At 73.4% G+C, this 24562-nt stretch carries 21 protein-coding genes and 1 riboswitch; of the genes, 16 read left to right on the top strand and 5 right to left on the bottom strand.

Features of this window, described 5'->3' with window-relative positions:
• Positions 1 to 60 precede the first annotated feature (60 nt).
• On the bottom strand, positions 61 to 798 hold the full coding sequence (locus ACTYVM_RS00270) for a class II aldolase/adducin family protein (RefSeq protein ID WP_445523927.1): 738 nt from the start codon (positions 796 to 798) through the stop codon (positions 61 to 63).
• Between the two features lie 154 nt (positions 799 to 952).
• Between ACTYVM_RS00270 and ACTYVM_RS00275 the strand changes: the two genes are divergently transcribed.
• The 9 genes from ACTYVM_RS00275 to cobI all read left to right on the top strand — a co-directional run bounded on the left by ACTYVM_RS00275 (position 953) and on the right by cobI (position 13768).
• Complete coding sequence (locus ACTYVM_RS00275) at positions 953 to 2233, top strand: inorganic phosphate transporter (protein WP_445523928.1); 1281 nt, start codon at positions 953 to 955, stop codon at positions 2231 to 2233.
• Between the two features lie 31 nt (positions 2234 to 2264).
• On the top strand, positions 2265 to 2489 hold the full coding sequence (locus ACTYVM_RS00280; RefSeq protein ID WP_400026449.1) for a hypothetical protein: 225 nt from the start codon (positions 2265 to 2267) through the stop codon (positions 2487 to 2489).
• 204 nt (positions 2490 to 2693) lie between these two features.
• Positions 2694 to 2835: riboswitch (cobalamin riboswitch) on the top strand.
• A 103-nt stretch (positions 2836 to 2938) separates the two neighbouring features.
• A complete protein-coding gene (locus ACTYVM_RS00285) occupies positions 2939 to 3880 on the top strand; it encodes a cobalamin biosynthesis protein (RefSeq protein WP_445523929.1) in 942 nt (313 codons plus the stop codon).
• Positions 3877 to 5385 (top strand): cobyric acid synthase, encoded by a 1509-nt coding sequence (locus tag ACTYVM_RS00290; protein WP_445523930.1) that lies wholly within the window; start codon positions 3877 to 3879, stop codon positions 5383 to 5385. Before ACTYVM_RS00285 ends, ACTYVM_RS00290 begins: the two co-directional genes overlap by 4 nt.
• Positions 5382 to 9035: a cobaltochelatase subunit CobN gene (cobN, locus tag ACTYVM_RS00295; RefSeq protein ID WP_445523931.1), complete on the top strand. Its 3654-nt coding sequence runs from the start codon at positions 5382 to 5384 to the stop codon at positions 9033 to 9035. Before ACTYVM_RS00290 ends, cobN begins: the two co-directional genes overlap by 4 nt.
• The gene (locus ACTYVM_RS00300; protein WP_445523932.1) at positions 9032 to 11044 is read left to right on the top strand and encodes a putative cobaltochelatase; all 2013 of its coding nucleotides are present in this window, start codon (positions 9032 to 9034) and stop codon (positions 11042 to 11044) included. Before cobN ends, ACTYVM_RS00300 begins: the two co-directional genes overlap by 4 nt.
• Positions 11044 to 11643, top strand: coding sequence for a cob(I)yrinic acid a,c-diamide adenosyltransferase (gene cobO / locus ACTYVM_RS00305; protein WP_400026443.1), 600 nt, complete (start codon positions 11044 to 11046; stop codon positions 11641 to 11643). The genes ACTYVM_RS00300 and cobO overlap by 1 nt, the downstream gene beginning before the upstream one ends.
• On the top strand, positions 11643 to 13022 hold the full coding sequence (locus ACTYVM_RS00310) for a cobyrinic acid a,c-diamide synthase CobB (protein ID WP_445523933.1): 1380 nt from the start codon (positions 11643 to 11645) through the stop codon (positions 13020 to 13022). Before cobO ends, ACTYVM_RS00310 begins: the two co-directional genes overlap by 1 nt.
• Positions 13019 to 13768 carry a precorrin-2 C(20)-methyltransferase gene (gene cobI, locus ACTYVM_RS00315; protein ID WP_445523934.1) on the top strand — a complete coding sequence of 250 codons (750 nt, stop codon included), beginning with the start codon at positions 13019 to 13021 and terminating at the stop codon, positions 13766 to 13768. The genes ACTYVM_RS00310 and cobI overlap by 4 nt, the downstream gene beginning before the upstream one ends.
• A 26-nt stretch (positions 13769 to 13794) precedes the next feature.
• Here cobI and ACTYVM_RS00320 read toward each other — a convergent pair whose 3' ends face one another.
• Entirely contained in the window at positions 13795 to 14526 is a 732-nt protein-coding gene (locus tag ACTYVM_RS00320) for a ZIP family metal transporter (protein WP_445523935.1), read from the bottom strand.
• A gap of 95 nt (positions 14527 to 14621) precedes the next feature.
• On the opposite strand from ACTYVM_RS00320, the gene cobM reads away from it, so the two are divergent.
• The 6 genes from cobM to cobC are packed head-to-tail and all read left to right on the top strand — an operon-like array spanning position 14622 to position 20987.
• A complete protein-coding gene (gene cobM, locus ACTYVM_RS00325) occupies positions 14622 to 15440 on the top strand; it encodes a precorrin-4 C(11)-methyltransferase (RefSeq protein WP_445523936.1) in 819 nt (272 codons plus the stop codon).
• Complete coding sequence (cbiE, locus tag ACTYVM_RS00330; RefSeq protein ID WP_445523937.1) at positions 15437 to 16681, top strand: precorrin-6y C5,15-methyltransferase (decarboxylating) subunit CbiE; 1245 nt, start codon at positions 15437 to 15439, stop codon at positions 16679 to 16681. The genes cobM and cbiE overlap by 4 nt, the downstream gene beginning before the upstream one ends.
• Positions 16678 to 18381, top strand: coding sequence for a precorrin-3B C(17)-methyltransferase (cobJ, locus tag ACTYVM_RS00335; RefSeq protein ID WP_445523938.1), 1704 nt, complete (start codon positions 16678 to 16680; stop codon positions 18379 to 18381). Before cbiE ends, cobJ begins: the two co-directional genes overlap by 4 nt.
• Complete coding sequence (locus ACTYVM_RS00340) at positions 18378 to 18965, top strand: precorrin-8X methylmutase (RefSeq protein WP_445523939.1); 588 nt, start codon at positions 18378 to 18380, stop codon at positions 18963 to 18965. Before cobJ ends, ACTYVM_RS00340 begins: the two co-directional genes overlap by 4 nt.
• Complete coding sequence (locus ACTYVM_RS00345) at positions 18962 to 19873, top strand: sirohydrochlorin chelatase (protein WP_445523940.1); 912 nt, start codon at positions 18962 to 18964, stop codon at positions 19871 to 19873. Before ACTYVM_RS00340 ends, ACTYVM_RS00345 begins: the two co-directional genes overlap by 4 nt.
• Positions 19863 to 20987 (top strand): Rv2231c family histidinol phosphate aminotransferase CobC, encoded by a 1125-nt coding sequence (cobC, locus tag ACTYVM_RS00350; protein ID WP_445523941.1) that lies wholly within the window; start codon positions 19863 to 19865, stop codon positions 20985 to 20987. Before ACTYVM_RS00345 ends, cobC begins: the two co-directional genes overlap by 11 nt.
• 98 nt (positions 20988 to 21085) lie before the next feature.
• Here the strand turns inward: cobC and ACTYVM_RS00355 are convergent, their stop codons facing one another.
• From ACTYVM_RS00355 to ACTYVM_RS00365, 3 genes are all read right to left on the bottom strand, one after another.
• Entirely contained in the window at positions 21086 to 22069 is a 984-nt protein-coding gene (locus ACTYVM_RS00355) for an SCO1860 family LAETG-anchored protein (RefSeq protein ID WP_445523942.1), read from the bottom strand.
• A gap of 180 nt (positions 22070 to 22249) precedes the next feature.
• Positions 22250 to 22447 (bottom strand): DUF397 domain-containing protein, encoded by a 198-nt coding sequence (locus ACTYVM_RS00360; RefSeq protein ID WP_445523943.1) that lies wholly within the window; start codon positions 22445 to 22447, stop codon positions 22250 to 22252.
• A complete protein-coding gene (locus tag ACTYVM_RS00365) occupies positions 22444 to 23298 on the bottom strand; it encodes a helix-turn-helix domain-containing protein (protein WP_445523983.1) in 855 nt (284 codons plus the stop codon). The genes ACTYVM_RS00360 and ACTYVM_RS00365 overlap by 4 nt, the downstream gene beginning before the upstream one ends.
• A gap of 392 nt (positions 23299 to 23690) precedes the next feature.
• Between ACTYVM_RS00365 and ACTYVM_RS00370 the strand changes: the two genes are divergently transcribed.
• Positions 23691 to 24401, top strand: a complete 711-nt coding sequence (locus ACTYVM_RS00370; RefSeq protein ID WP_445523944.1) for a hypothetical protein — start codon at positions 23691 to 23693, stop codon at positions 24399 to 24401.
• The last annotated feature ends 161 nt before the right edge of the window (positions 24402 to 24562 follow it).

A 24562-nucleotide genomic window follows, 5' to 3' on the forward strand; every position in this document is an offset into this window, starting at 1 on the left:
GAGCGCCGTTCATTCCTCGCCGCAGCCCTTCCCGATCTCCGCCCCGGCTCCCTCCCCTCTCTACCCCCGCCCCTGCCCCTGCCCCTGCTGTCCGTACGCCCGCAGCCGCTCCCCCGCCTGCGCCAGTTGCTCCGGCGTCAACAGGGCCGGTGCCAGGCCGGGGACGCTGGACGCCGCCAGCCACACACGGCACATCCACTCCAGCTGGGCCGTGCGGTCGTAGGCCTGGTCGAGGCCGGCTCCGTGGGTGAGGGTGCCGTGGTTGGCGAGCAGGCAGCCGGTGCGGCCGGCGAGGGCGCGCAGCACGTTCCCGGCCAGTTCCTCGGTGCCGTACGTCGCGTACGGGGCGACCCGGACGGGGCCGCCGAGCGCGCCGGCCATGTAGTGGATCAGCGGCAGCTCGGTGACGAGCGTCGAGACGGCGGTCGCGTGCACGGCGTGGGTGTGGACGACGGCGCCCGCGTCGGTGCCGCGGTAGACGGCGAGGTGCATGGGCAGTTCGCTGGTCGGCACCAGGGTGCCGAGCACCTGCCTGCCGTCCAGGTCGACGCCGGTGACGTCGTCGTCCGTGAGCCGGTCGTAGGGGACGCCCGAGGGGGTGACCAGGACGGTGTCGCCGACGCGTACGGACACGTTGCCCGAGGTGCCGACGACCAGCCCGTCCGACACCGTGCGGCGGGCCGCCGCGACCAGCTCCCGCCAGGCGCGCGCCGTGTCCCCGGACACGTCCGCCCCGGCCCCTCGCGCCTTGGCCCGCTCGCCTCGTGCGTCCGCTCGGTCCCGCCGCTGTTCGGTCATGCGCCGATCCTGCCAGGACACCTCCCGCGAGCGGCCGTTCCTGTCCGCCGGAACGCGGGAAGGAACACCGCGATGACCGCCTCAGTTCATCTTCCGTTCACCCGGGTTACCTACGTTCAACGCGCCAATGACGCTCGAACGATTGCCTGGGTAAATGGAAAGCTTCTCGCTGATCCTCGCGATGGTGGTGATCACCGCACTCGCGTTTGATTTCACGAACGGTTTCCACGACACCGCCAACGCGATGGCCACGACCATCTCCACCGGCGCGCTCAAGCCCAAGGTCGCGGTGGCCATGTCCGCCGCGCTGAACCTGGTGGGCGCCTTCCTCTCCGTGGAGGTCGCCAACACGATCTCCAAGGGTCTCGTCGACGAGAGCGGCATCCGTCCCGAGGTCATCTTCGCCGCCCTGGTGGGCGCGATCCTCTGGAATCTGCTGACCTGGCTGGTCGGACTCCCCTCCAGCTCCTCGCACGCCCTCATGGGCGGTCTGATCGGCGCCACCATCGCCTCGGCCGGCTTCAGCGCCGTGCACGGCGGTGTCCTGCTCACCAAGGTCCTCATCCCGGCGGTCGCCGCCCCGGTCGTCGCTGGTCTGGCCGCGCTGGTCGCGACCCGGCTGTCGTACGGCATCGGCAGCAAGTCGCGATCGCACGGCAGGGCGGCCGAGAAGGGCCACCGCGCGGGGCAGATCGCCTCCGCGGGCCTGGTCTCGCTGGCCCACGGCACCAACGACGCGCAGAAGACGATGGGCGTCATCACCCTCGCCCTGGTCACCGGCGGCGCCCTCGCCCCCGGCTCGAACCCTCCCACCTGGGTCATCCTCTCCGCTGGTCTGGCCATCGCGCTCGGCACCTACATCGGCGGCTGGCGCATCATCCGCACCATGGGCAAGGGCCTGACCGACCTCCAGCCGCAGCAGGGCTTCGCCGCCCAGACCAGCGCGGCCACCGCCATCCTGGCCTCCTCCCACCTCGGCTTCTCCCTGTCCACCACGCACGTCGTCTCGGGTTCGGTGATGGGCGCGGGCCTGGGCCGCAAGGGCGGCGTGGTCCGCTGGTCCACCGCGACCCGCATGGCCGTCGCGTGGGCGCTCACCCTGCCCGCCGCGGCTCTGGTCGGGGCCGGCGCGGAGGCCGTGACCCGGCTCGGCGCCTGGGGCACCTGCCTCGTCGCCGTGTTCCTGGTGGCCTCCAGCGCCGCGATCTGGAAGATCTCCCGCCGTGAGGTCGTCGACCACACCAACGTCAACAACACCGGCACCGACGCCGAAACCGAGGAGCCGGCCGGCGTGGTCACCCAGGCCATCGCCGCCGTCATCCCGCCCCCGGCCTCCCCGGTGACCGACGCGCTCACGGCCACGATCCCCGCCCAGCCCTCCGCGCCCGCCACCGACCCCGCGTCCGTCGCGCCCCCGCCGGCCGCCGCCGTCTGAGCCCGCGTCCAGGCAGAAGGAAGAGAACACCATGAAGATCGACTGGGCGGCCCTCGGCTCCGTCTTCGGCGTCAGCCTCGGCGTCACGGTGGGCCTCGTGGCCCTGTTCACCCTCGGCATCGCCGGTCTCTCCCGCCGCGAGCGGGCCGTCGCCCAGGGCGACGGCAGCGGGGTCCTCGCGGTCACCGGCGCCTACGCCTGCTTCGCCGCGTGCGCCGCCGCGGTGGCCTACGGGATCCACCTGATCATGGCGTAGCCGTACTGCCCGGCGCGCCCGGGACCCTGGCGACCGGGTCGGATCCGCGTGACGGGTCCCGCCCGACCCACACGTCACCACGTCACCCGCTCTTGCCGGACCGTCCCCGCGACGGCCCGGGAAGGGCGGGTTTTCCCGTCCGGCCCGCCCCGGGGTGTGGGCCTCATCTCAGTACCCCTGCGCAGGTCAACGGCAGGTTGACGGGTGTTCGCGGTGCGTGGTGGACTGCCGTAGCCACATACGGCGGCAGGAGAGGAAGTCCGGTGCGAATCCGGCGCGGTCCCGCCACTGTGACCGGGGATGAACATCCCCGGGAGTCAGGAACTCTCACCGCCGGTCTCGTCGAACCAGGGCGTGGACACCCTGAGTGAGGACATGTATCGCCATGCGCGGCTGCCGACCGAGGTTCACCAGTAACTCACTGACCGACCGCACGACCGGCTGACCCGATGGGTGCCGATCGCGACTTCGCGTACGGCGCCGCCGCCGGCCTCCTCGGTGACCTGCTCCTCGGCGATCCGCGCCGCGGGCACCCCGTCGCCGTGTTCGGACGGGCCGCGGGTGCCGTGGAACGCGCGCTGTGGCGGGACCACCGCGGCTGGGGCGCCCTGCACACCGCCGTGTGCGTGGGGGGCGTCGTGTCGTCGGCCGCGCTGGCCGCGTCCGCCCTGCGTCCTTCCCGTACCGCGTCCGTCGCGCTGACCGCCGCCGCCACCTGGGCCGTCGTCGGCGGGACCTCCCTCGCCCGGGAGGCGCGGGTGATCGGGCGCGCGCTGGAGGCCGGGGACATCGACGGCGCCCGGGCGCGGCTGCCGCATCTGTGCGGGCGCGACCCGCAGGCGCTGGACGCCGACGGGATCGCCCGCGCCGTGGTCGAGTCCGTCGCCGAGAACACCTCCGACGCGGTGGTGGGCGCGCTGGTGTGGGGCGCCGCCGCCGGTGTGCCGGGGCTCCTCGGCTTCCGCGCGGTCAACACCCTGGACGCCATGGTCGGGCACAAGTCCCCCCGCTACCGCCGCTACGGCTGGGCCTCGGCCCGGCTCGACGACCTCGCCGGTTGGCCGGGGGCGCGGCTCACCGCCGCCCTGGCGGCCGTCGCGGGAGACGACGCGCGCGGTGCCGTACGCGCCTGGCGCGCCGACGCCGGCCAGCACCCGAGCCCCAACGCCGGTCCGGTGGAAGCCTCGTTCGCGGGGGCGCTCGGGGTGCGCCTTGGCGGCACGCTCTCGTACGCCGGGCGCGTGGAGCACCGCCCCGTGCTCAACGGCGCCGGACGCGCCGTCCGGCCGGGTGACATCGAGCGCGCGGTACGGCTCTCCCGCCGTGTGGGCTGGCTCGCGCTCGGCGTGTGCGCGGGCGTACGGCTGCTGAAGAGAGGACGGACGTCATGAGCGGCGGTCTGCTCGTCGCCGGCACCACCTCCGACGCCGGGAAGAGCGTCGTCACGGCCGGCATCTGCCGGTGGCTGGTGCGCCAGGGCGTGAAGGTCGCCCCGTTCAAGGCGCAGAACATGTCCCTCAACTCCTTCGTCACCCGCGAGGGCGCCGAGATCGGGCGGGCGCAGGCCATGCAGGCCCAGGCGTGCCGCGTCGAGCCGACCGCGCTGATGAACCCGGTGCTGCTCAAGCCGGGCGGCGAGCAGAGCAGCCAGGTGGTGCTGCTGGGGAAGCCGGTGGGAGAGATGAGTGCCCGCGGCTACCACGGCGGGCGGCAGCAGAAGCTTCTCGGCACCGTCCTCGACTGCCTCGCCGAGCTGCGGAGCACGTACGACGCGGTGATCTGCGAGGGGGCGGGCAGCCCGGCGGAGATCAACCTGCGCCGCACCGACATCGTCAACATGGGGATCGCGCGCGGCGCGCGGCTGCCCGTGCTCGTCGTCGGCGACATCGACCGCGGCGGGGTGTTCGCCTCCTTCTTCGGCACGCTCGCCCTGCTGTCGCCCGAGGACCAGGAGTTCGTCGCCGGGTTCCTCGTCAACAAGTTCCGCGGCGACGTCTCCCTGCTCGAACCCGGCCTCGACATGCTGCACGGGCTCACCGGACGGCGTACGTACGGCGTGCTGCCGTTCCGGCACGGGCTCGGCATCGACGAGGAAGACGGGCTGAGGGTCTCCCTGCGGGGCGCCGTGCGGGAGTCCACCGTGGCGCCGCCGGTCGGCGAGGACGTGCTGCGGGTCGCCGTCTGCGCCGTGCCGCTGATGTCCAACTTCACCGACGTCGACGCGCTCGCCGCCGAACCGGGCGTCGTCGTGCGGTTCGTGGACCGACCCGAGGAACTGACCGACGCCGACCTCGTCGTCGTACCCGGCACGCGGGGCACGGTCAGGGCGCTGGAGTGGCTGCGGGAGCGCGGGCTCGCGCGCGCCCTCGCGAGAAGGGCGGCGGACGGGCGGCCCGTACTCGGCATCTGCGGCGGCTTCCAGCTCCTCGGCGAGCACGTCGAGGACGACGTCGAGTCGCGGGCCGGACACGTGGACGGCCTCGGACTGCTGCCCGTACGCGTCCGGTTCGCCCGCGAGAAGACCCTCACCCGGCCGCAGGGCGAAGCCCTCGGCGAACGGGTCGAGGGGTACGAGATCCACCACGGGGTCGCCGAAGTCACCGGCGGAAGTCCCTTCTTGGACGGGTGCCGGGTCGGTGCCGTCTGGGGCACCCACTGGCACGGCTCCCTGGAGTCGGACGGCTTCCGCCGGGCCTTCCTGCGCGAGGTGGCGGCCGCCGCCGGCCGGCGTTTCGTGCCGGCGCCCGACACCTCGTTCGCCGCACTGCGCGAGGAGCAGCTCGACCGGCTCGGCGACCTGATCGAACAGCACGCGGACACGGACGCGCTGTGGCGGCTCATCGAGTCCGGCGCGCCGCAAGGACTGCCTTTCATTCCACCGGGAGCGCCCGCATGAGCACAGTGTTGTTGTTGTCGACCGCCGACACCGATCTGCTCGCCGCCCGAGCCTCGGCGGCCTCCTACCGGATCGGCAACCCGACCCGCGTGGACGTCGGCGAGGAGCTTCCGGCGCTGCTCGACGGCGCGGACATCGCCGTCGTACGGCTGCTCGGCGGCAAGCGCGCCTGGGAGGACGGGCTCGCCGCGCTGAGGGCCTCCGGCGTCCCGACGGTGCTGCTGGGCGGAGAGGCCGTACCGGACGCCGAGCTGATGGCCGAGTCGTCGGTGCCGGCCGGAGTCGTGGCGGAGGCGCTGAAGTACCTCGTCGAGGGCGGCCCGGAGAACCTCGCGGAACTCGCCCGGTTCCTGTCCGACACGGTGCTGCTGACCGGTGAGGGCTTCGAGGAGCCGCAGCGGATGCCGGAGTACGGCGTCCACGGCGAACGCGCCTTCGTGGAAGGCCGCCCGACCGTCGGCGTGCTCTTCTACCGCGCCCACGAACTCAGCGGCAACACCGCGTTCGTGGACACCCTGTGCGACGCGATCGAGGCGCACGGCGCCAACGCCCTTCCCGTCTACTGCGGTTCGCTGCGCGGCGCGGACGCCGGACTGTACGAGATCCTCGGACGCGCCGACGCCCTGGTCGCCACCGTCCTCGCGGCCGGGGGCACCCACGCCTCGCAGGCGTCGGCGGGCGGAGACGAGGAGGCCTGGGACATCGGGGCGCTCGCGGACCTGAACATCCCGGTGTTGCAAGGGCTCTGCCTGACCTCCTCGCGCGCCGCGTGGGACGAGTCCGACGCCGCGCTGTCCCCCATGGACGCGGCCATGCAGGTCGCCATCCCGGAGTTCGACGGGCGGCTGATCACCGTCCCGTTCTCCTTCAAGGAGCAGGGCCCGGACGACGTGCCGGTGTACGCGGCCGACCCCGAGCGGGCCGCCCGGGTCGCCGGGATCGCCGTACGGCACGCGCGGCTCGGACACAAGCCGAACGCCGAGAAGAAGCTCGGGCTGGTCTTCACCGCCTATCCGACCAAGCACTCCCGGGTCGGCAACGCCGTCGGCCTCGACACCCCCGCCTCGGCGGTGCGGGTGCTCGACGCGCTCCGGGACGCCGGATACTCCCTCACGGAATACCCGGACAACGGCGACGAGTTGATCCACCGGCTCATCGAGGCCGGCGGCCACGACGTCGAGTGGCTGACCGAGGACCAGCTGGCCGCCGCGCCCGCACGGGTGCCGCTCGCGGACTACCGGGCGTGGTTCGACACCCTGGACCCCGAACTGCGAAACGCCATGCTGGAGACCTGGGGCGAACCGCCGGGCAGCCTGTACGTCGACGGCGACGACATCGTCCTCGCCTCCCTCCAGTTCGGGAACGTCGTGGTGATGATCCAGCCGCCGCGCGGCTTCGGCGAGAACCCGATCGCGATCTACCACGACCCCGACATGCCGCCGTCGCACCACTACATGGCGGCCTACCGCTGGCTGGAGAACTCTTTCGGCGCCGACGCCGTCGTCCACATGGGCAAGCACGGCACGATGGAGTGGCTGCCGGGCAAGGGCCTGGGGCTGAGCGGCGGGTGCGCCCCGGACGCGGTCCTCGGCGACCTGCCGCTGATCTACCCCTTCATCGTCAACGACCCCGGAGAGGGAACCCAGGCCAAGCGGCGCGGGCACGCCACGGTCGTCGACCACCTCGTCCCGCCGATGGCGCGCGCGGACACCTACGGCGACCTGGCCAAGCTGGAGCAGCTCCTCGACGAGTACGCGCTGGTCTCCGATCTGGACCCGGTCAAGGCACCGGCCGTACGGGCGCAGATCTGGACCCTGGTCAAGGCAGCCGAGCTCCACCACGACCTGCATGTGGACGAGCAGCCGGACGACGGCGACTTCGACGAGTTCGTGATGCATATCGACGGCTATCTCTGCGAGATCAAGGACGTGCAGATCAGGGACGGTCTGCACATCCTGGGCGGCGGACCGGTCGGCGAGCCGCGCGTGAACCTGGTGCTGGCCGTGCTGCGCGCCTCCCAGGTGTGGGGCGGGCAGGCGAACGCGCTGCCGGGGCTGCGGGCCTGTCTCGCGGAGCACTTCGGCCTGGTGGAGAAGGAGTTGCTGGCCGAGCCGGGCGCCGCGGTGAAGGTGCCGGTGGAGCTGACGGACCTGGTGGAGGGCCCCTCGCGCACGGCGGCGGACGCCATCGACCTGCTGGAGCAGCTGTGCCGGCGGATCGCCGAGGGCATGGAGGAGCGCGGCTGGGCGGCCGACGCGGGTCCCGCGCTCGTACGGGACGTGCTGGGCACCGAACTCCCGGACGCCACGGCCGTGCTGGAGTTCGCCTGCACCGAGGTCGTACCGCGACTGGCCCGTACGACGGACGAGATCGGGCACATCCTGCGGGCACTGGACGGCGGTTACGTCCCCGCCGGCCCGTCCGGCTCGCCGACCCGGGGCCTGGTCAACGTGCTGCCGACCGGGCGCAACTTCTACTCGGTCGACCCCAAGGCGATCCCGTCCCGGCTGAGTTGGGAGGTCGGCCAGTCGCTCGCGGACTCGCTGGTGGCCCGCTATCTCCAGGACACCGGCGCGTACCCGAAGTCGGTCGGCCTGACGGTCTGGGGTACGTCCGCGATGCGCACGCAGGGCGACGACATCGCCGAGATCCTGGCACTGCTGGGCTGCCGCCCGGTGTGGGACGACGCCTCGCGCCGGGTGACCGGCTTCGAGGTGGTCTCCCTGGAGGAGCTGGGCCGGCCGCGCGTCGACGTGACGGTCCGCATCTCGGGCTTCTTCCGGGACGCGTTCCCGCACGTGGTCGGCCTGATCGACGACGCGGTACGGGCGGTGGCCGAGCTGGACGAGCCCGCCGACCGGAACTTCGTCAAGGCCCACGCCGACGAGGACACCGCCGAACACGGCGACCGGCGCCGCGCCACGGCCCGCATCTTCGGCTCCAAGCCGGGCGCGTACGGCGCGGGTCTGCTCCCACTGATCGACGCGCGCAACTGGCGCAGTGACGCCGACCTCGCCGAGGTGTACGCGGTCTGGGGCGGCTACGCCTACGGCCGCGGGCTCGACGGGCGGGCGGCGCGCGGGGACATGGAGACGGCGTTCCGGCGGATCGCGGTGGCGGCGAAGAACGTCGACACCCGTGAACATGACATCGCGGACGCGGATGATTACTTCCAGTACCACGGCGGCATGGTGGCCATGGTGCGGCACCTGACGGGGGCGAGCCCGGAGGCGTACGTCGGGGACTCCGCCGTACCGGACCAGGTGAAGACGCGGACGCTGGGCGAGGAGACGCACCGCGTCTTCCGTGCCCGGGTGGTCAACCCCCGCTGGATGGCGGCCATGCGCCGGCACGGCTACAAGGGCGCCTTCGAGATGGCGGCGACCGTGGACTACCTCTTCGGCTACGACGCCACGGCGGGCGTGGTCGACGACTGGATGTACGAGAAGTTGTCGGCCGAGTACGTCTTCGACGCCGAGAACCGGGACTTCATGACGAAGTCCAACCCGTGGGCGCTGCGCGGCATCACCGAGCGACTGCTGGAAGCGGCCGACCGCGGGCTGTGGGCGGAGCCGGACGCGGACACGCTGGAGCGGCTTCGGGCCACCTACCTGGAGCTGGAGGGCGACTTGGAGGGCGAGGACAAGTGACCACCCCGTTTCCGTTCACGGCTGTCGTCGGACAGGACGACCTGCGGCTCGCACTGCTGCTGAACGCCGTCTCCCCGGCGGTCGGCGGAGTACTGGTGCGAGGCGAGAAGGGCACCGCCAAGTCCACGGCGGTGCGCGCGCTGTCGGCGCTGCTGCCCCAGGTGGACGTCGTCCCCGGGTGCCGTTTCTCCTGTGACCCCGGATCGCCCGACCCCGCCTGCCCGGACGGGCCGCACGAGCCGGGGGCCGGTACGACGCGGCCGGCGCGGATGGTCGAACTTCCCGTCGGCGCCTCGGAGGACCGGCTCGTGGGCGCGCTCGACATCGAGCGGGCGCTCGCCGAGGGCGTGAAGGCCTTCGAGCCGGGCCTGCTCGCCGACGCGCACCGGGGAATCCTGTACGTGGACGAGGTCAACCTGCTGCACGACCACCTCGTGGACCTGCTGCTGGACGCCGCCGCCATGGGTGCCTCGTACGTCGAGCGTGAGGGCGTCTCCGTACGGCACGCCGCCCGGTTCCTGCTCGTCGGGACCATGAACCCGGAGGAGGGCGAGCTGCGGCCACAGCTGCTCGACCGGTTCGGGCTCACCGTCGAGGTCGCGGCCTCGCGCGAGCCCGACCAGCGGGTGGAGGTCGTACGCAGGCGACTCGCCTACGACGACGATCCCGCCGCCTTCGCCGCGCGCTGGGCCGACGAGGAGGCCGCCGTACGGCAGCGGATCGTGGCCGCGCGGGAGCTGCTGTCGCAGGTCCGGCTGGGCGATGGCGCGCTGCGGCAGATCGCCGCGACCTGTGCTGCCTTCGAGGTGGACGGGATGCGCGCCGACATCGTGATGGCGCGTACCGCCACCGCGCTGGCCGCCTGGGCCGGGCGGACCGACGTGCTCGCCGAGGACGTCCGGCAGGCCGCGCTGCTGGCCCTCCCGCACCGCAGGCGCCGCAACCCCTTCGACGCGCCGGGCCTGGACGAGGACAAGCTCGACGAGACCCTCCAGGAGTTCGGGGGCTCGGAGGACGACGATCCCGACCCCGATCCCGACGGACCCGGCGGTGGCGGCGGGCAGCCCGCCCCCGATGACGACGGCGGCCCGCAGGACGGTGACACCGCCGCACAGCCCGAGGCCGGCGACGGCGGCGGCGAGCCGCAGCCCTCCGGGGCCGGCGCCGGTGAGCAGTCCCCCGTACGCGCCTCCGAGCCGTTCCGTACCAAGGTGCTGAGCGTGCCCGGCCTCGGCGAGGGTGCCGCCGGGCGGCGTTCGCGGGCGCGGACCGAGCACGGGCGCACGATCGGGGCCCGACGGCCCCAAGGCGCCCTGACCAAGCTGCACTTGGCGGCCACCGTGCAGGCCGCCGCCCCGCACCAGGTGGCGCGTGGGCGGTCCGGGCCGGGGCTGGTAGTCCGCCGGGACGATCTGCGGCAGGCGACCCGCGAGGGGCGCGAGGGGAACCTCGTCCTGTTCGTGGTCGACGCCTCCGGGTCCATGGCCGCCCGGCAGCGCATGAGCGCCGTGAAGGGTGCCGTGCTGTCCCTGCTCCTCGACGCCTACCAGCGGCGCGACAAGGTGGGCCTGGTGACCTTCCGCGGCAAGGACGCACAGGTCGCGCTGCCGCCGACCTCGTCCGTCGACGCCGCCGCGGCCCGCCTGGAGTCGCTGCCCACGGGCGGGCGCACTCCGCTGGCGGCCGGGCTGCTCAAGGCGCACGAGGTGCTGCGGATCGAGCGGCTGCGGGACCCCGCGCGGCGGGCCCTGGTCGTGGTGGTGACCGACGGACGGGCCACCGGCGGTCCCGAGCCGGTCGCCCTCGCCGGGCGTGCGGCGCGGCTGCTGGCGGCCGAGGGGACCGCGTCCGTGGTCGTGGACTGCGAGTCGGGGCCGGTACGGCTGGGGCTCGCCGGACAGCTCGCGGGTGAACTGGACGGCACGGCCGTGACGTTGGACGAGCTGCGCGCGGACAGCATCGCCGGTCTCGTCAGGGACGTCCAAGGAACGTCAAGGAGGGCCGCCTAATGCCGCAGGGACAGCCGAGTGCCGTACCCGACGACGGGCTGACGACGCGTCAGCGGCGCAACCGGCCGCTGGTCGTCGTGCACACCGGCGTCGGCAAGGGCAAGTCCACCGCCGCCTTCGGTCTGGCGCTGCGCGCCTGGAACCAGGGCTGGCCGATCGGGGTGTTCCAGTTCGTCAAGTCGGCGAAGTGGCGGGTCGGCGAGGAGCGCGCGCTGCGGGTGCTCGGCGACTCCGGCGAGGGCGGGTCCGTCGACTGGCACAAGATGGGCGAGGGCTGGTCCTGGGTGCAGCGCGACGCGCAGATGGACAACGAGCAGAAGGCGCGCGAGGGCTGGGAGCAGGTCAAGCGGGACCTGGCCGCCGAGACGTACCGGCTGTACGTGCTCGACGAGTTCGCGTACCCGATGCACTGGGGCTGGGTGGACACCGCCGAGGTCGTGGACGTGCTGCGGAACCGGCCGGGTACCCAGCATGTCGTGATCACCGGGCGGAACGCGCCGCAGGAACTGGTCGACCTCGCCGACCTCGTCACCGACATGTCCAAGGTCAAGCATCCGATGGACGTCGGGCAGAAGGGGCAGAGGGGCATCGAGTGGTGATGTCCTCGTCTGTTCCCCGCTTGGTCATCGCCGCGCCGGCCTCCGGCAGCGGCAAGACCACCGTCGCCACGGGGCTGATGGCCGCGCTCGCCGGGCGGGGGCTTGCCGTGTCCCCGCACAAGGTCGGCCCGGACTACATCGACCCCGGGTATCACGCGCTCGCCACCGGGCGGGTGGGGCGCAACCTGGACGCGTACCTGTGCGGGCCCGAGCTGATCGGGCCGCTGTTCCTGCACGGTGCGCGCGGGTGCGACATCGCCGTCGTCGAGGGCGTGATGGGGCTGTACGACGGGGCCGCCGGGGAGGGTGAGCTGGCGTCCACCGCGCAGGTGGCGAAGCTGCTGCGGGCGCCGGTGGTGCTGGTCGTCGACGCGTCGGCGCAGTCCCGGTCGGTGGCGGCGCTGGTCCACGGGTTCGTGACCTGGGACCCCGAGGTACGGGTCGGGGGCGTGATCCTCAACAAGGTGGCCTCCGACCGGCACGAGGCGCTGCTGCGCGAGGCGCTGGACTCGGTCGGGGTGCCCGTGCTGGGGGTTCTGCGCCGGGTCGAGCAGGTGGACACGCCGTCCCGTCATCTCGGTCTGGTGCCGGTCGCCGAGCGGCGGGCGGCGGCCGTGGACGCGGTGGCGGCGATGGCGGCGCAGGTCGCCGGCGGGTGCGATCTGGAGGCGCTGGTCGCGCTGGCGCGCGGCGCGGGGACGTTGTCGTGCGCGGCCTGGGACGCGGCCGGGGCGCTGCCCTCCCCGGGTGGTGAGGAGCCCCGGGAGAGGCCGAGGGTCGCCGTCGCCGGCGGGTCCGCCTTCACCTTCTCCTACGCCGAGCACGCCGAGTTGCTCGGCGCCGCCGGGGCCGAGGTGGTGCCCTTCGACCCGCTGCGGGACGAGCGGCTGCCCGAGGGGACCCGCGGGCTGGTCGTCGGGGGCGGGTTTCCCGAGGTGTACGCGGCGGAGCTGTCCGCCAACGAGCCGTTGCGCGGGGCCGTCGCCGGGCTCGCGCTCGGTGGTGCTCCCGTCGCCGCCGAGTGTGCCGGGCTGCTGTATCTGTGCCGGGAGCTGGACGGGCAGCCGATGTGCGGGGTGCTGGACGCCTCGGCGCGGATGACCGGGCGGCTCACGCTCGGCTACCGGGACGCCGTGGCCGTGAGCGACAGCGTGCTGGCCGGGGCCGGGGAGCGGATGCGGGGGCACGAGTTCCACCGGACCGCCGTCGAGCCCGGCTCGGGGACGGGAGCGGCGGCCCCCGCCTGGGGTGTGCGCGTCCCCGAGCGGCGGGTCGAAGGCTTCGTACAGCGGAACGTGCACGCGAGTTATCTGCACACGCACTGGGCCGCCGCGCCCGGTGTCGCCCGTCGGTTCGTCGAGAGGTGCCGGACGTCATGAGCAGCAGGTTGATCGGAGTCGGGGTGGGTCCCGGCGATCCGGAGCTGGTGACCGTCAAGGGCGTCAACGCCCTGCGTGCCGCGGACGTCGTCGTGGTGCCCGTCATGGGCGCGTCCGACGGAACGGACGGCGGGGAGCCCGGGCGTGCCGAGGCGACCGTGCTGCACTACGTGCCCTCGGAGAAGGTCGTCCGGGTGGTGTTCGCGCTGAACGAGCGGTCGGACCGGGCGCGGCGGGAGGCCGCCTGGGACGCGGCCGGGCAGCGGGTCGCCGGGCTGCTCGAGGACCGCGGCACGGTCGCCTTCGCCACCATCGGCGATCCCAACGTCTACTCGACCTTCACCTATCTCGCGCAGACCGTCGCCGCCCTGGTGCCGGGGACCGTGGTGGAGACGGTGCCCGGGATCACCGCGATGCAGGATCTGGCGGCGCGTTCGGGGGCCGTGCTGACCGAGGGCACCGAGCCGCTGACCCTGGTGCCGGTCACCGCGGGGGCCGCCGTGCTCAAGGAGGCGCTGAGCGGGCCAGGGACCGTCGTGGCGTACAAGTTCGGGCGGCAGGCGCGGGAGGTGGCCGAGGCGCTGCGGGACAGCGGGCGGCTCGACGACGCGGTGTGGGGGTCGGCGCTGGGGCTGCCGGAGGAGTCGATCCGGCCGGCGTCGGAGCTCGACGGGGGGCCACTGCCGTACCTGTCGACGCTCATCGCGCCCGCGCGGCGCGAGGGCGGGCGGGGCGGCAAGCTGTGAGCCGTACCCGCGCGCGCCGGCACCGGTCAGGCCGCCAGGCCGACCACCACCCAGATGAAGGCCACGCCCGCGACCGTGCACAGCAGGGTCGAGCGGGCGGGGTGCTCGTGGTGGGCCTCGGGAAGGATCTCGGCCGCGGCGAGGTAGAGCAGCGCCCCGCCGAAGAGGCCGAGATAGCCGCCGAGGAACCACTCCGGGATGCTGACGAGCGTGGTCGCGGCGGCGCCCACCATGGGGGCCACGGCGTCCGCGACGAGCATGGCGACGGCCTTGCGGCGCGCGTTGCCGTACAGGCTGGTGAGGGTGAACGTGTTGAAGCCGTCGGCGAAGTCGTGGGCGATGACGGCGAGCGCGACCGCGGTGCCCATGCCGTTGTTCACCTGGAAGGCGGCCCCTATGGCGACGCCGTCCATGGCGCTGTGACCGACCATGGCGGCCGCCGCCGTCAGGCCCACCTCGGGGGCGCGGTGGTTGTGCCGCTCGTCGCCGCCGTGCGCGGCCTGCCGCGCGGCCAGCAGACGCTCCACCAGGTGGGCCAGCAGGAACCCGGCCACGAACAGCAGCAGGGCCGCCGGTACGCCGAACACCTCCCGGTCGGCCGCGCGCAGCGCCTCGGGCAGCAGGTCCAGGCCGACCACGCCCAGCATCAGGCCGCCCGCCAGTCCCAGGACCAGGTGGCGACGGTCGGTCACCCGCTGTGCCGTCCAGCCGCCGGCCAGCGTCATCAGGAACGCGCCGAGCGCGACGAAGACCGCCATGTGCCCTTGCTATCCGATCGGGCCCCGATCGCGCACATCCGGCCACTACCACATCACTGCATACCAGGACATTTCGCATGAGAGGACCCGATCCCATGGCCGATGCCCCGACCGGCAAGGTGACCTTCGTCGGTGCCGGCCCCGGCGCCGCCGACCTGCTGACGTTCCGTGCCGCCCGCGCGATCGCCGAGGCCGACGTGGTGATCTGGGCGGCCAGCCTGGTGCAGGCCGAGGTGCTCCAGCACGCGCGCGAGGACGCGGAGATCCTGGACTCGGCGGCCCTGTCCCTTGAGGACGTCGTCGCCGTGTACGAGCGGGCGCACGCCCAGGGGCTGAGAGTGGCCCGTGTCCACTCCGGCGACCCGGCGCTGTGGGGCGGCACGCAGGAGCAGCTCGACCGGTGCGCGGACATCGGCATCGCGACGGAGGTCGTGCCCGGCGTCTCGTCCTTCTCGGCCGTCGCCGCGCTGGCCCGCCGGGAGCTGACGATCCCGGAGGTGGCGCAGTCGGTCGTGCTGACCCGGCTCGGTGGCGGGAAGACGCCGATGCCGCCCGGTGAGGAGGTGCGCGAGTTCGCCCGGCACGGCACCACCATGGCGGTGTTCCTGTCGGCGGCGCGCAGCGGCCAGCTGGTGCGGGAGCTGCTGGAGGGCGGCTACCCGACGTCCACGCCGGTCGTGGTCGCGTACCAGGCGACCTGGCCGGAGGAGCTGATCGTCACCTGCACGATCGGCACGCTGGAGGAGACCGTCAAGGAGCACAAGCTGTGGAAGCACACGCTGTTCCTGGTCGGCCCGGCCCTCGACGCCCGCGGCACCCGCTCGCACCTGTACCACCCCGGTCACTTCCACGGCCACCGCAAGGCCGACCCCGAGGCCCGCAAGGCCCTGCGCGCGCGGGGTGCGCGCACGTGATCACGGTCGTCGGCACGGGCACCGGGGCGGCGTCCGGCACCCGGGTGCCGGACGGCACCGGGCTCGTCGTGGGCGCGCGGCGGCACCTGGACGCCGTACGCCTGCCGGCGGACGCCGAACAGGTCGTTCTCGGTCCGCTGGCGCCCGCGCTCGACACCATCGGGGAGTACGTCGCGGAGGAGCGGCCCGTGCTCGTGCTGGCCTCCGGGGACCCCGGCTTCTTCGGGATCGTACGGGCGCTCGCCGAGCGGTTCGGGCCCGGGCTGCTCGACGTCCGTCCCGGTGTCTCCTCCGTCGCCGCCGCCTTCGCGCGGATCGGGCTGCCCTGGGACGACGCGGTGGTGGTCAGCGCGCACGGGCGGGATCTGCGGACGGCGGTGAACGTGTGCCGCGCGCGTGGGAAGGTCGCCGTGCTGACCGGGCCGGGGGCCGGGCCCGCCGAGCTGGGGGCCGCGCTGGCCGGCACCCGCGGCGACGAGCGGGTCCTGGTCGTCGCCACCGCGCTGGGCGATCCGGCGGGCGAGCGCGTGGAACGGCTCACCCCCGCCGAGGCCGCGGCCCGCGACTGGGGCACGGCGGTGAACGTGGTGCTGTGCCTGGCCGGGGCGCGGGCGCCCTGGCCGTTGCGCACGGTCGCGGGGCCACCGGCCGGCCCGTCCCGATGGGCCCTGGAGGAGAGCGAGTTCGCCCACCGCGACTCGATGATCACCAAGTTCGAGGTGCGCGCCCTGGCGCTGGCCCGGCTCGGGCCGCGCCTCGGCGACCTGGTCTGGGACGTGGGCGCGGGCTCAGGGTCGGTCGCCGTGGAGTGCGCCCGGCTCGGCGCCGCCGTCACCGCCGTCGAGCGGACGGCCGACGGTGTGGAGCGGATCCGCGCCAACGCGGCGGCGCACGCCGTGGACGTGTCGGTGGTGCACGGGACCGCGCCACAGGCGCTGGACGGGCTCGCCGACCCCGACGCGGTGTTCGTCGGCGGCGGCGGGCGCGCGCTGCCCACCGTGGTGACCGCGTGCGCGCGGCGGGCCCGGCGGACCGTCGTGGTCGCCGTGGCGGCGCTCGACCGGGTGCCTGCCGTCCGCGAGGCGCTGGCCGCCGCCGGGCTCACCTGCGACGGCGTGCTGCTCCAGTCCTCGCGGCTCGCGCCGCTGCCGGGCGACGTGACCCGGCTCGCGGCCACCAACCCTGTCTTCCTGCTGTGGGGCACGCGGCCCCCGGCGCTTTGTGAAGGAGTCCCTGAGTGATCGGCCTCATTTCCGCCACGGCGGCGGGTGCGACCGCCCGGGACCGGCTGGCCGCGGCCTGGCCGGACCGTACCCGGGTGTACGAAGGGCCCGTCGGGGACGCCGTGCGGGCCGCCTTCGCCGAGTGCGGGCAGCTGGTGTGCTTCCTGGCGACGGGGGCGGTCGTACGGCTGATCGCACCGCTGCTGGCCGAGAAGGCCTCCGACCCGGGTGTGGTGTGCGTCGACGAGGGCGGCCGGTTCGCGGTGTCCCTGGTGGGCGGGCACGCCGGCGGGGCCAACGAACTGGCCCGCGCGGTGGGCGCGGTGCTGGACGCCGAGCCGGTCGTGACGACCGCGACGGACGCCGTGGGGCTGCCCGGCCTGGACACGCTCGGGCTTCCGGTGGAGGGCGATGTCGCCGGGGTCTCGCGGGCGTTGCTCGACGGGGAGCCGGTCGCGCTGGACGCGCAGGTGCGCTGGCCGCTGCCGCCGCTGCCGGTCGCCGCCGAGGGCGCGTCCACGATCCGGGTCACCGACCGTGCCACCGCCCCCGCCGAGCGGGAGGTCGTCCTGCGGCCGCCGACCCTGGTGGTGGGCGTCGGCGCCTCCCGGGGCGCACCCGTCGAGGAGGTACTGGGCCTCGTCGAGGGCGCGTTGCGGGACGCCGGCCTGTCCCCGGCGTCGCTCGCCGAACTGGCCACGGTCGACGCCAAGGCCGAGGAGCCAGGACTCGTCGAGGCGGCCCGGCGGCTCAGGGTGCCCCTGGTGACCCACTCCGCCGAGGAGTTGGCGGCCGTCGACGTGCCCAACCCGTCACGGGCACCGCTCGCCGCCGTCGGCACCCCGTCGGTCGCGGAGGCCGCCGCGCTCGTGCGCGGCGGTGAACTCCTCGTGCCCAAGCGGAAGTCGGAGCGCGCCGACGGCGCACCCGCGATGGCCACCTGCGCGGTCGTACGACGGCCGGGGCGCGGGCGGCTCGCGGTCGTCGGGCTCGGGCCTGGCGCCCGGGACCTGCTCACGCCGCGCGCGCAGGCGGAGTTGCGACGCGCCTCCGTCCTCGTGGGGCTCGACCAGTACGTCGACCAGATCCGCGACCTGCTGCGGCCCGGCACCCGGATCCTCCAGTCGGGCCTGGGCGCGGAGGAGGAGCGGGCGCGCACGGCGGTCGCCGAGGCCCGGCGCGGGCACGCCGTCGCGCTGATCGGCAGCGGCGACGCCGGGGTGTACGCCATGGCCTCCCCCGCGCTCGCCGAGGCGTCCGACGACATCGACGTGGTCGGGGTTCCGGGAGTCACGGCGGCGCTCGCGGCCGGTGCGATCCTCGGTGCGCCGCTCGGGCACGACCACGTGTCGATCAGCCTCTCCGACCTGCACACGCCGTGGGAGGTCATCGAGCGGCGGGTGCGAGCGGCGGCCGAGGCGGATCTCGTCGTGACGTTCTACAACCCCCGCTCCCGGGGCCGGGACTGGCAGCTGCCGAAGGCGCTGGCGATCCTCGCCGGGCACCGGGAGCCGACGACGCCGGTCGGTGTCGTACGCAACGCCTCGCGGCCCGGCGAGTCCAGCCGGGTCACCACGCTGGCCGCTCTGGACCCGGCGACGGTCGACATGATGACGGTCGTGACCGTGGGCAACACCGCGACCCGTGAGATCGCGGGGCGCATGGTCACGCCGCGCGGCTACCGCTGGCAGGGCCACTCACAGGAGGAGAACCGGTGAACCGCGTGGTCCACCCGATCGAGCAGGAGTCCTTCCGGCGGCTGCGCGCCCGCCTGGACACCTCGCACTTCGCGCCGCTGACCCGGGCGGTGGTGGAGCGGGTCGTCCACTCCTCCGCCGACCTGGAGTACGCCTCGGACCTCGTCATGGACGAGAGCGAGCTGGTGACGGCCCACGCGGCGCTGCACGCGGGCGCGCCCGTGGTCGTGGACGTGGAGATGGTGGCCGCCGGGATCACCCGGCGCGAGACCGTCTGCCGGCTCAAGGACGCCAGGTCGGGACCCGGGATGACCCGTTCCGCGCACGCCGTCCGGCTGGCCTACGAGGACGTCGGCCCCGGCGCGCTCTGGGTGATCGGCTGCGCGCCGACCGCCCTCGAGGAGCTGCTGAGGCTGGACGCCTCCCCCGCGCTCGTCATCGGCCTGCCCGTCGGCTTCGTCGGCGCGGCCGAGTCCAAGGCCGCGTTGCGCGAGAGCGGGCTGCCCGCCGTGAGCAACGTGTCCGAGAAGGGCGGTTCGGCGGTCGCCGCGGCCGCGCTCAACGCCTTGCTGTACCACCCCACTTCGCTTGAGGAGACCCTGTGACCACCCCGCCGCCGCCTGCCCTGCTCGTCGCCGGTCACGGCACCCGGGACGACGCCGGAGCCGAGGCGTTCCGCGCCTTCGTACGGGAGTTGGGGCGCCGCCACCCCGAACTGCCCGTCGCGGGCGGGTTCATCGAGCTGTCCCCGCCGCCGCTGGGCGAGGCCGTCGCCGAGCTGGTCGAGCGGGGCGTGCGACGGTTCGCCGCCGTACCGCTGATGCTGGTGTCCGCCGGGCACGCCAAGGGCGACATCCCGGCGGCGCTGACCCGCGAGAAGGAACGGCACCCGGGGATCTCGTACACCTACGGCCGGCCGCTGGGCCCGCACCCCTCACTGCTGAGCGTGCTGGAGCGACGCCTGGACGAGGCGGTCGATCCCTCCTGGGACCGCTCCGAGGTGACGGTGCTGCTGGTGGGGCGCGGCTCGACCGACCCGGACGCCAACGCCGAGGTGCACAAGGCGGCGCGGCTGCTGTGGGAGGGGCGCGGATACGTGGGCGTGGAGACGGCCTTCGTGTCGCTGGCGGCACCGGACGTGCCGAGCGGGCTGGACCGGTGCGTGCGGCTGGGGGCGCGGCGGATCGTGGTCCTCCCCTACTTCCTGTTCACGGGCATCCTGCCGGACCGGGTACGGCGGCAGACGGCGGACTGGGCCGCCGCGCGCCCGGAGGCCGACGTGCGCTCGGCGGACGTCATCGGGCCGGATCCGGAGCTGCTGGACCTGGTGATGGAACGGTACGAGGAGGCGGTGAAGGGCGATCTGCGGATGAACTGCGACTCGTGCGTGTACCGGATCGCGCTGCCGGGCTTCGAGGACAAGGTGGGGCTGCCGCAGCAGCCGCACTTCCACCCGGACGACGACGGGCATCACCACCACGGCCATGGACACGCGCACTCCCATGCGCACTGAGGACGCGGTGCCGGCCGGGCACGATCTGCGGCACCACGGGGACGCCGAGATGCGCGACGACGGGGCGGCCCTGATCGACCTCGCCGTGAACGTACGGGCGGACACGCCGCCGGCGTGGCTGCGCGACCGGATCGCCGCCTCGCTGACCAATCTCGCCGCCTACCCGGACGGGCGGGCCGCGCGGGCGGCGGTGGCGGCGCGGCACGGGCTGCCGGTGGAGCGGGTGCTGCTGACGGCGGGGGCCGCGGAGGCGTTCGTGCTGCTGGCGCGGGCGTTGAAGGTGCGGCGGCCGGTCGTCGTGCACCCGCAGTTCACCGAGCCGGAGGCGGCGCTGCGGGACGCGGGGCACGCGGTGGACCGGGTGCTGCTGCGGGCGGAGGACGGCTTCCGGCTCGATCCGGCGGCCGTCCCCGAGGACGCGGACCTGGTGGTGGTCGGCAACCCGACCAACCCGACGTCGGTACTGCACCCGGCCTCTGTGCTCACCGAACTGGCCCGCCCGGGGCGGGTGCTGGTGGTCGACGAGGCCTTCATGGACGCGGTGCCGGGCGAGCGGGAGGCACTGGCGGGGCGGACGGACGTGCCCGGCCTGGTGGTGCTGCGCAGCCTGACCAAGACGTGGGGTCTCGCGGGGCTGCGGATCGGCTACGTGCTGTCGTCACCCGAGGTGATCGCCGAGTTGGAGCGGGCCCAGCCGCTGTGGCCCGTGTCCACACCCGCGCTGGCGGCGGCCGTCGCGTGCGTGGAGCCGCGGGCGCTGGCGGAGGCGGAGGACGCGGCCCGCCGCATCGCCGCGGACCGGGCCCACCTGGTGGCGGGCCTGGCCTCCTTCGCGGAGCACGGGGTGCGGGTGGTGCGACCGGCCGAGGGCCCCTTCGTGCTGGTGCGCATGCCGGGGGCGGCGGACGTACGGCGACGGCTGCGCGCCCTGGGATACGCGGTGCGGCGCGGGGACACGTTCCCCGGACTGGGCGAGGACTGGCTGCGGCTCGCGGTACGGGACGGGGGGACGGTGGACGGCTTCGTCCGCGCCCTGGGCTCGACGCTGACACCGCCCACCGGCCCCTGGCTCACCGAGCCGGGGAGTCCCGCTGGGCCAGGACTCCCCGGCTGAGCCGCCGGGCCCGTCCGACCGTTCCCGCCGGGCCTGCCGGGCCCGCGACGCGAACGGTCGGACAGGCCCTGAGGCCCGGCTGCTCGGCTGCCCGGCCGTCAGCCGCGGCGCCGCCGTGCCACCGCCAGCGCGCCTCCTCCCGCCGCCAGCAGGACGGCGGAGCCCGCCGCCAGGTACGGCGTGACGGAGCTGCCGCCCGTCTCCGCCAGGTCGACGTTCTTCTTCTCGGAGACGGTCTGCGGCTTCACATCCGCGGCGGCCTGGGGCTTCACGTCGTCGGTCCCGGACTTGTCCTCGGTGCCCTGGGGCTTGTCGTCGCCGCCCTGGTCGGCGGGCGGGGCCGCCTCCTTCTCCGGCGCCGTCGGGGACTCGCACGTCGCCTTGGCGAGGGTGACGGTGCCCTCCACCTCGGCCACGTTCAGATTGAGCGGGTTGACGGAGACCTTGAGTTCCAGGGCCGTCGCCGCGGCGGTGCGGGAGGTCGTCTCCCGCTTCGACAGGTCCAGGCGGACCTCGCCGACGCCGGGGACACGGACGTCGGTCGTGCCGCCGGCGCTGAGCGTGACCCTCTTGCCGAGTACCGTCACGGAGCCCAGGACGTTGCTGCTGGCGACCGGGGACTCGCCGGCCTCGCAGGTCGCCTTGGACGTGACCTGGTCGACCTCGATCAGGGACAGCCGGGGCAGGCCAGGGACGTGGATGCGGGCGTGGGCCAGCTGGACCAGGCCCTCCGCCTTGTCCGCGGAGACGGTGGCGTCGGTCTTCGCCACGTCCGCGCGGAGCACGCTGAAGGGCTTCCCGCCGTCGACGCCGTCGAGCTTGGCGGTCAGCGCGGTCTGCTGCGCGCTCCGCGGCGCCTCGACCTCGTTGAGGGAGACGGCGAGCGGGATGTTCACCGTCTTGTTGAGCAGGGACACGTCCAGCCCGGTGCGCAGGACGGAGGCGCTCGCGTGCCCTTCCTGCCCACCGGTCGCGTGCGCGGATCCCGCGCCGACCAGCGTCACCGGCCCGGCGGCCAGGACGGTGGCCGCGGCTGCGGTGGCGCAACGGCGGGCGGACATACGGAAGTTGTTGCCGTTCAAGGTGTGGGACCCCCAGAAAGGAATGCTTGGGACCCGGTAAGAATTACGTACTGAGGGTGAACGGTCAGCGATCTAGCGTGACTTCACTCTTTCGGGACGTTTCCGCGCATTCATTCGATTCCCCATGCACGGGTGTTCCCTCCGGCCACTCCCGTGACGCGGTCAGCAGACGGAGCAACCTCAGGAGCAGGCTAGAAAGGCCGCCCAGACCTCCCGGCTGACATGCACCCTGGCTCCTGCGGTGTTCTTCGAGTCCCGCACGAGGATCTCGCCCGCCACCTCGGCGACTTCGACGCAGTTGCCGCCGCCCGAGCCGCTGTAGCTACTCTTCCGCCAGACCAACCAGTCGCAGTGCCTCGCGCTCTGACCGTTGTTCATGCCGCTCCTGCAAGTCGCTCGATGTGACGTGCGGACTCCCCGACATTCAAAGCCTGCGACCGCAGCTTGCCATACCGCAAGCCAAGGGTGCTGATCTTTGCCGGGTCACTGATCACAACGCCGACTTCCTGCGTTTCGATGTAGCCGTAATGCCTGTGCTCCAGGGTCTCCAGAAGGACGAAGGCGCCGTTGAGACCAGGGTGATACCCGATGCTGCACGGGACAACCTGCAACTCGACGTTGCGCAGTGAGCCAACTTGGAGCAGATGCTGGAGCTGCTCCCGCCTCACCTCGCTACCGCCGATGGGATTGGTGAGCGCCGCCTCGCCGATGACGAAGGAGAGCTGCACTTTCGGCGTCCTCGTCAGCAGCCTCTGGCGGTTGAGGCGCGCTTCGGTGTGCAGTTCGAGGGTTTCATCGTCCAATGGAGGGCAGTGGGACGAGAAGAGCGACCGCGCGTATCCCTCGGTCTGCAGCAGCCCGGGCACCAGCAACGGGTCGTAATCGAACCGACTCACCGCCTCAACCTCGATCGACGCGAAGTCCTGGAAGAACTCCGGCAGTTTGGCCCTGTCCACGTCCTCCTGAAGCTCCGCGAGCACCCCGCCCGCTCCGAGGACGCGCTCAGCCGCCTCCGTGAAGGCGGCCTTCGCCGGCCGACGTCCTTGCTCGATGGAGGCCACCTGCTCAGAGGAGTACCCGACGGCATCGGCCAGTTCCTGCTGGGTGAGTCCCTTCCTGGTGCGGAAGAGCTTCGCCAGCTTGCCGTACCCGACCCAGATGGCCGGATTCTCCCCGCCTTCGGATCGCCGCCTGCGCCGAGAGCTCGTTTGACCACCTGTACCGATCATGTTGTCCGTACTCACGCGTCCGCGCCCCCATGTGCCGAGGTTCCTGGCTCGGTTGAACGCGGCACGCCCCACCGCGGTCACGGACCAAGCCCCGTACGGATCCGCTCCTGGCTCGTACAACGGGACAAACGCCTCCTCCGGTTTCAGGATGAGGTCACGTCGAGTTTCATCACCGATAGGGAGTCACGGTTCAAAGCACGCCGAGAAGCCGGGACGGTAGAGGAGTGGTGAAGGTGTCCCCACTCCTGCGGGCAGGAACCTCAGTGGCCGCAGCCTGTGGGCAATCACGTTGTTCTCCGGGAAACCGGCCCCATCCCCAGCGAGACGTCCATCCTGCGGGCAGCGGAAAAGCGTTCGACCAGCCAGGTCTCGACAAGTCATGATCCGCACTCGTGACGACGCCGAAGCAATTCCTGGCCCAGGCCGCCGCCCGAAACAACGCCGAGTGGTGCGCAGTGATGAGCCGATCGCATGGCTTGGCGAGCGAGTTCGGAGATGAGGCGTGGACCGCCCCGGTCCGCACGCCGCTGTACTACCCCGACGCGGTGACGCTGGTGTCAGGCGCGCGCCCGGCCGCGCTGGTGGACCGGATCGACACCACCGCGCCTGGCGCCTCCATCAAAGACAGCTTCGCCGACCTGGACCTCACGAAGGCTGGCTTCCAGGTGTTGTTCGAGGCGCAGTGGATCCACCGCCCGGCGGGTGCGTCCGCCACCGCGTCGGATCTCGCCTGGGACGTGGCGGGTGACCCCGACATGCTGTGCGCCTGGGCACTGGCCTGGGACGACGGGGACGGAATTGCGGACCTCTTCCGGCCCGAACTACTCGATGACCCGACCACGTTCGTGCTCTGCGGGCACTCCCCCGACGGCGGAGTGTCCGCCGGAGCGGTGGCGAGCCTCAGCGACCAGGTGGTCGGAATCTCCAACATCTTCTCAAAGGATGGGGGCCCTGACGTGGCCTGGCCGGTAGTACTGGATGCTGTGCACTGGATGTTCCCCACCCTGCCGGTGGTCGGCTATGAGCGCGGCGATGGCCTGGCGACCGCCGTGCGCCATGGCTTCGAGCCAGTCGGCCCTTTGCGGATCTGGCTGCATGGCTGACCGGCTCCCGAGCTGCCCGAGCCGCCGTTCGGCGGCCGGAGTCCCGATGGGAAGGCACGACCACGAGGATGAGGAACTTCCTGACGTCGAGGATTTTCGACTCCGGATCGGCGATCTCGTCGGTCAGGGAGGGGCGGTAGCGTTGGAGCCGTCGTTGTTGA

The organism is Streptomyces cyslabdanicus (assembly GCF_052663305.1).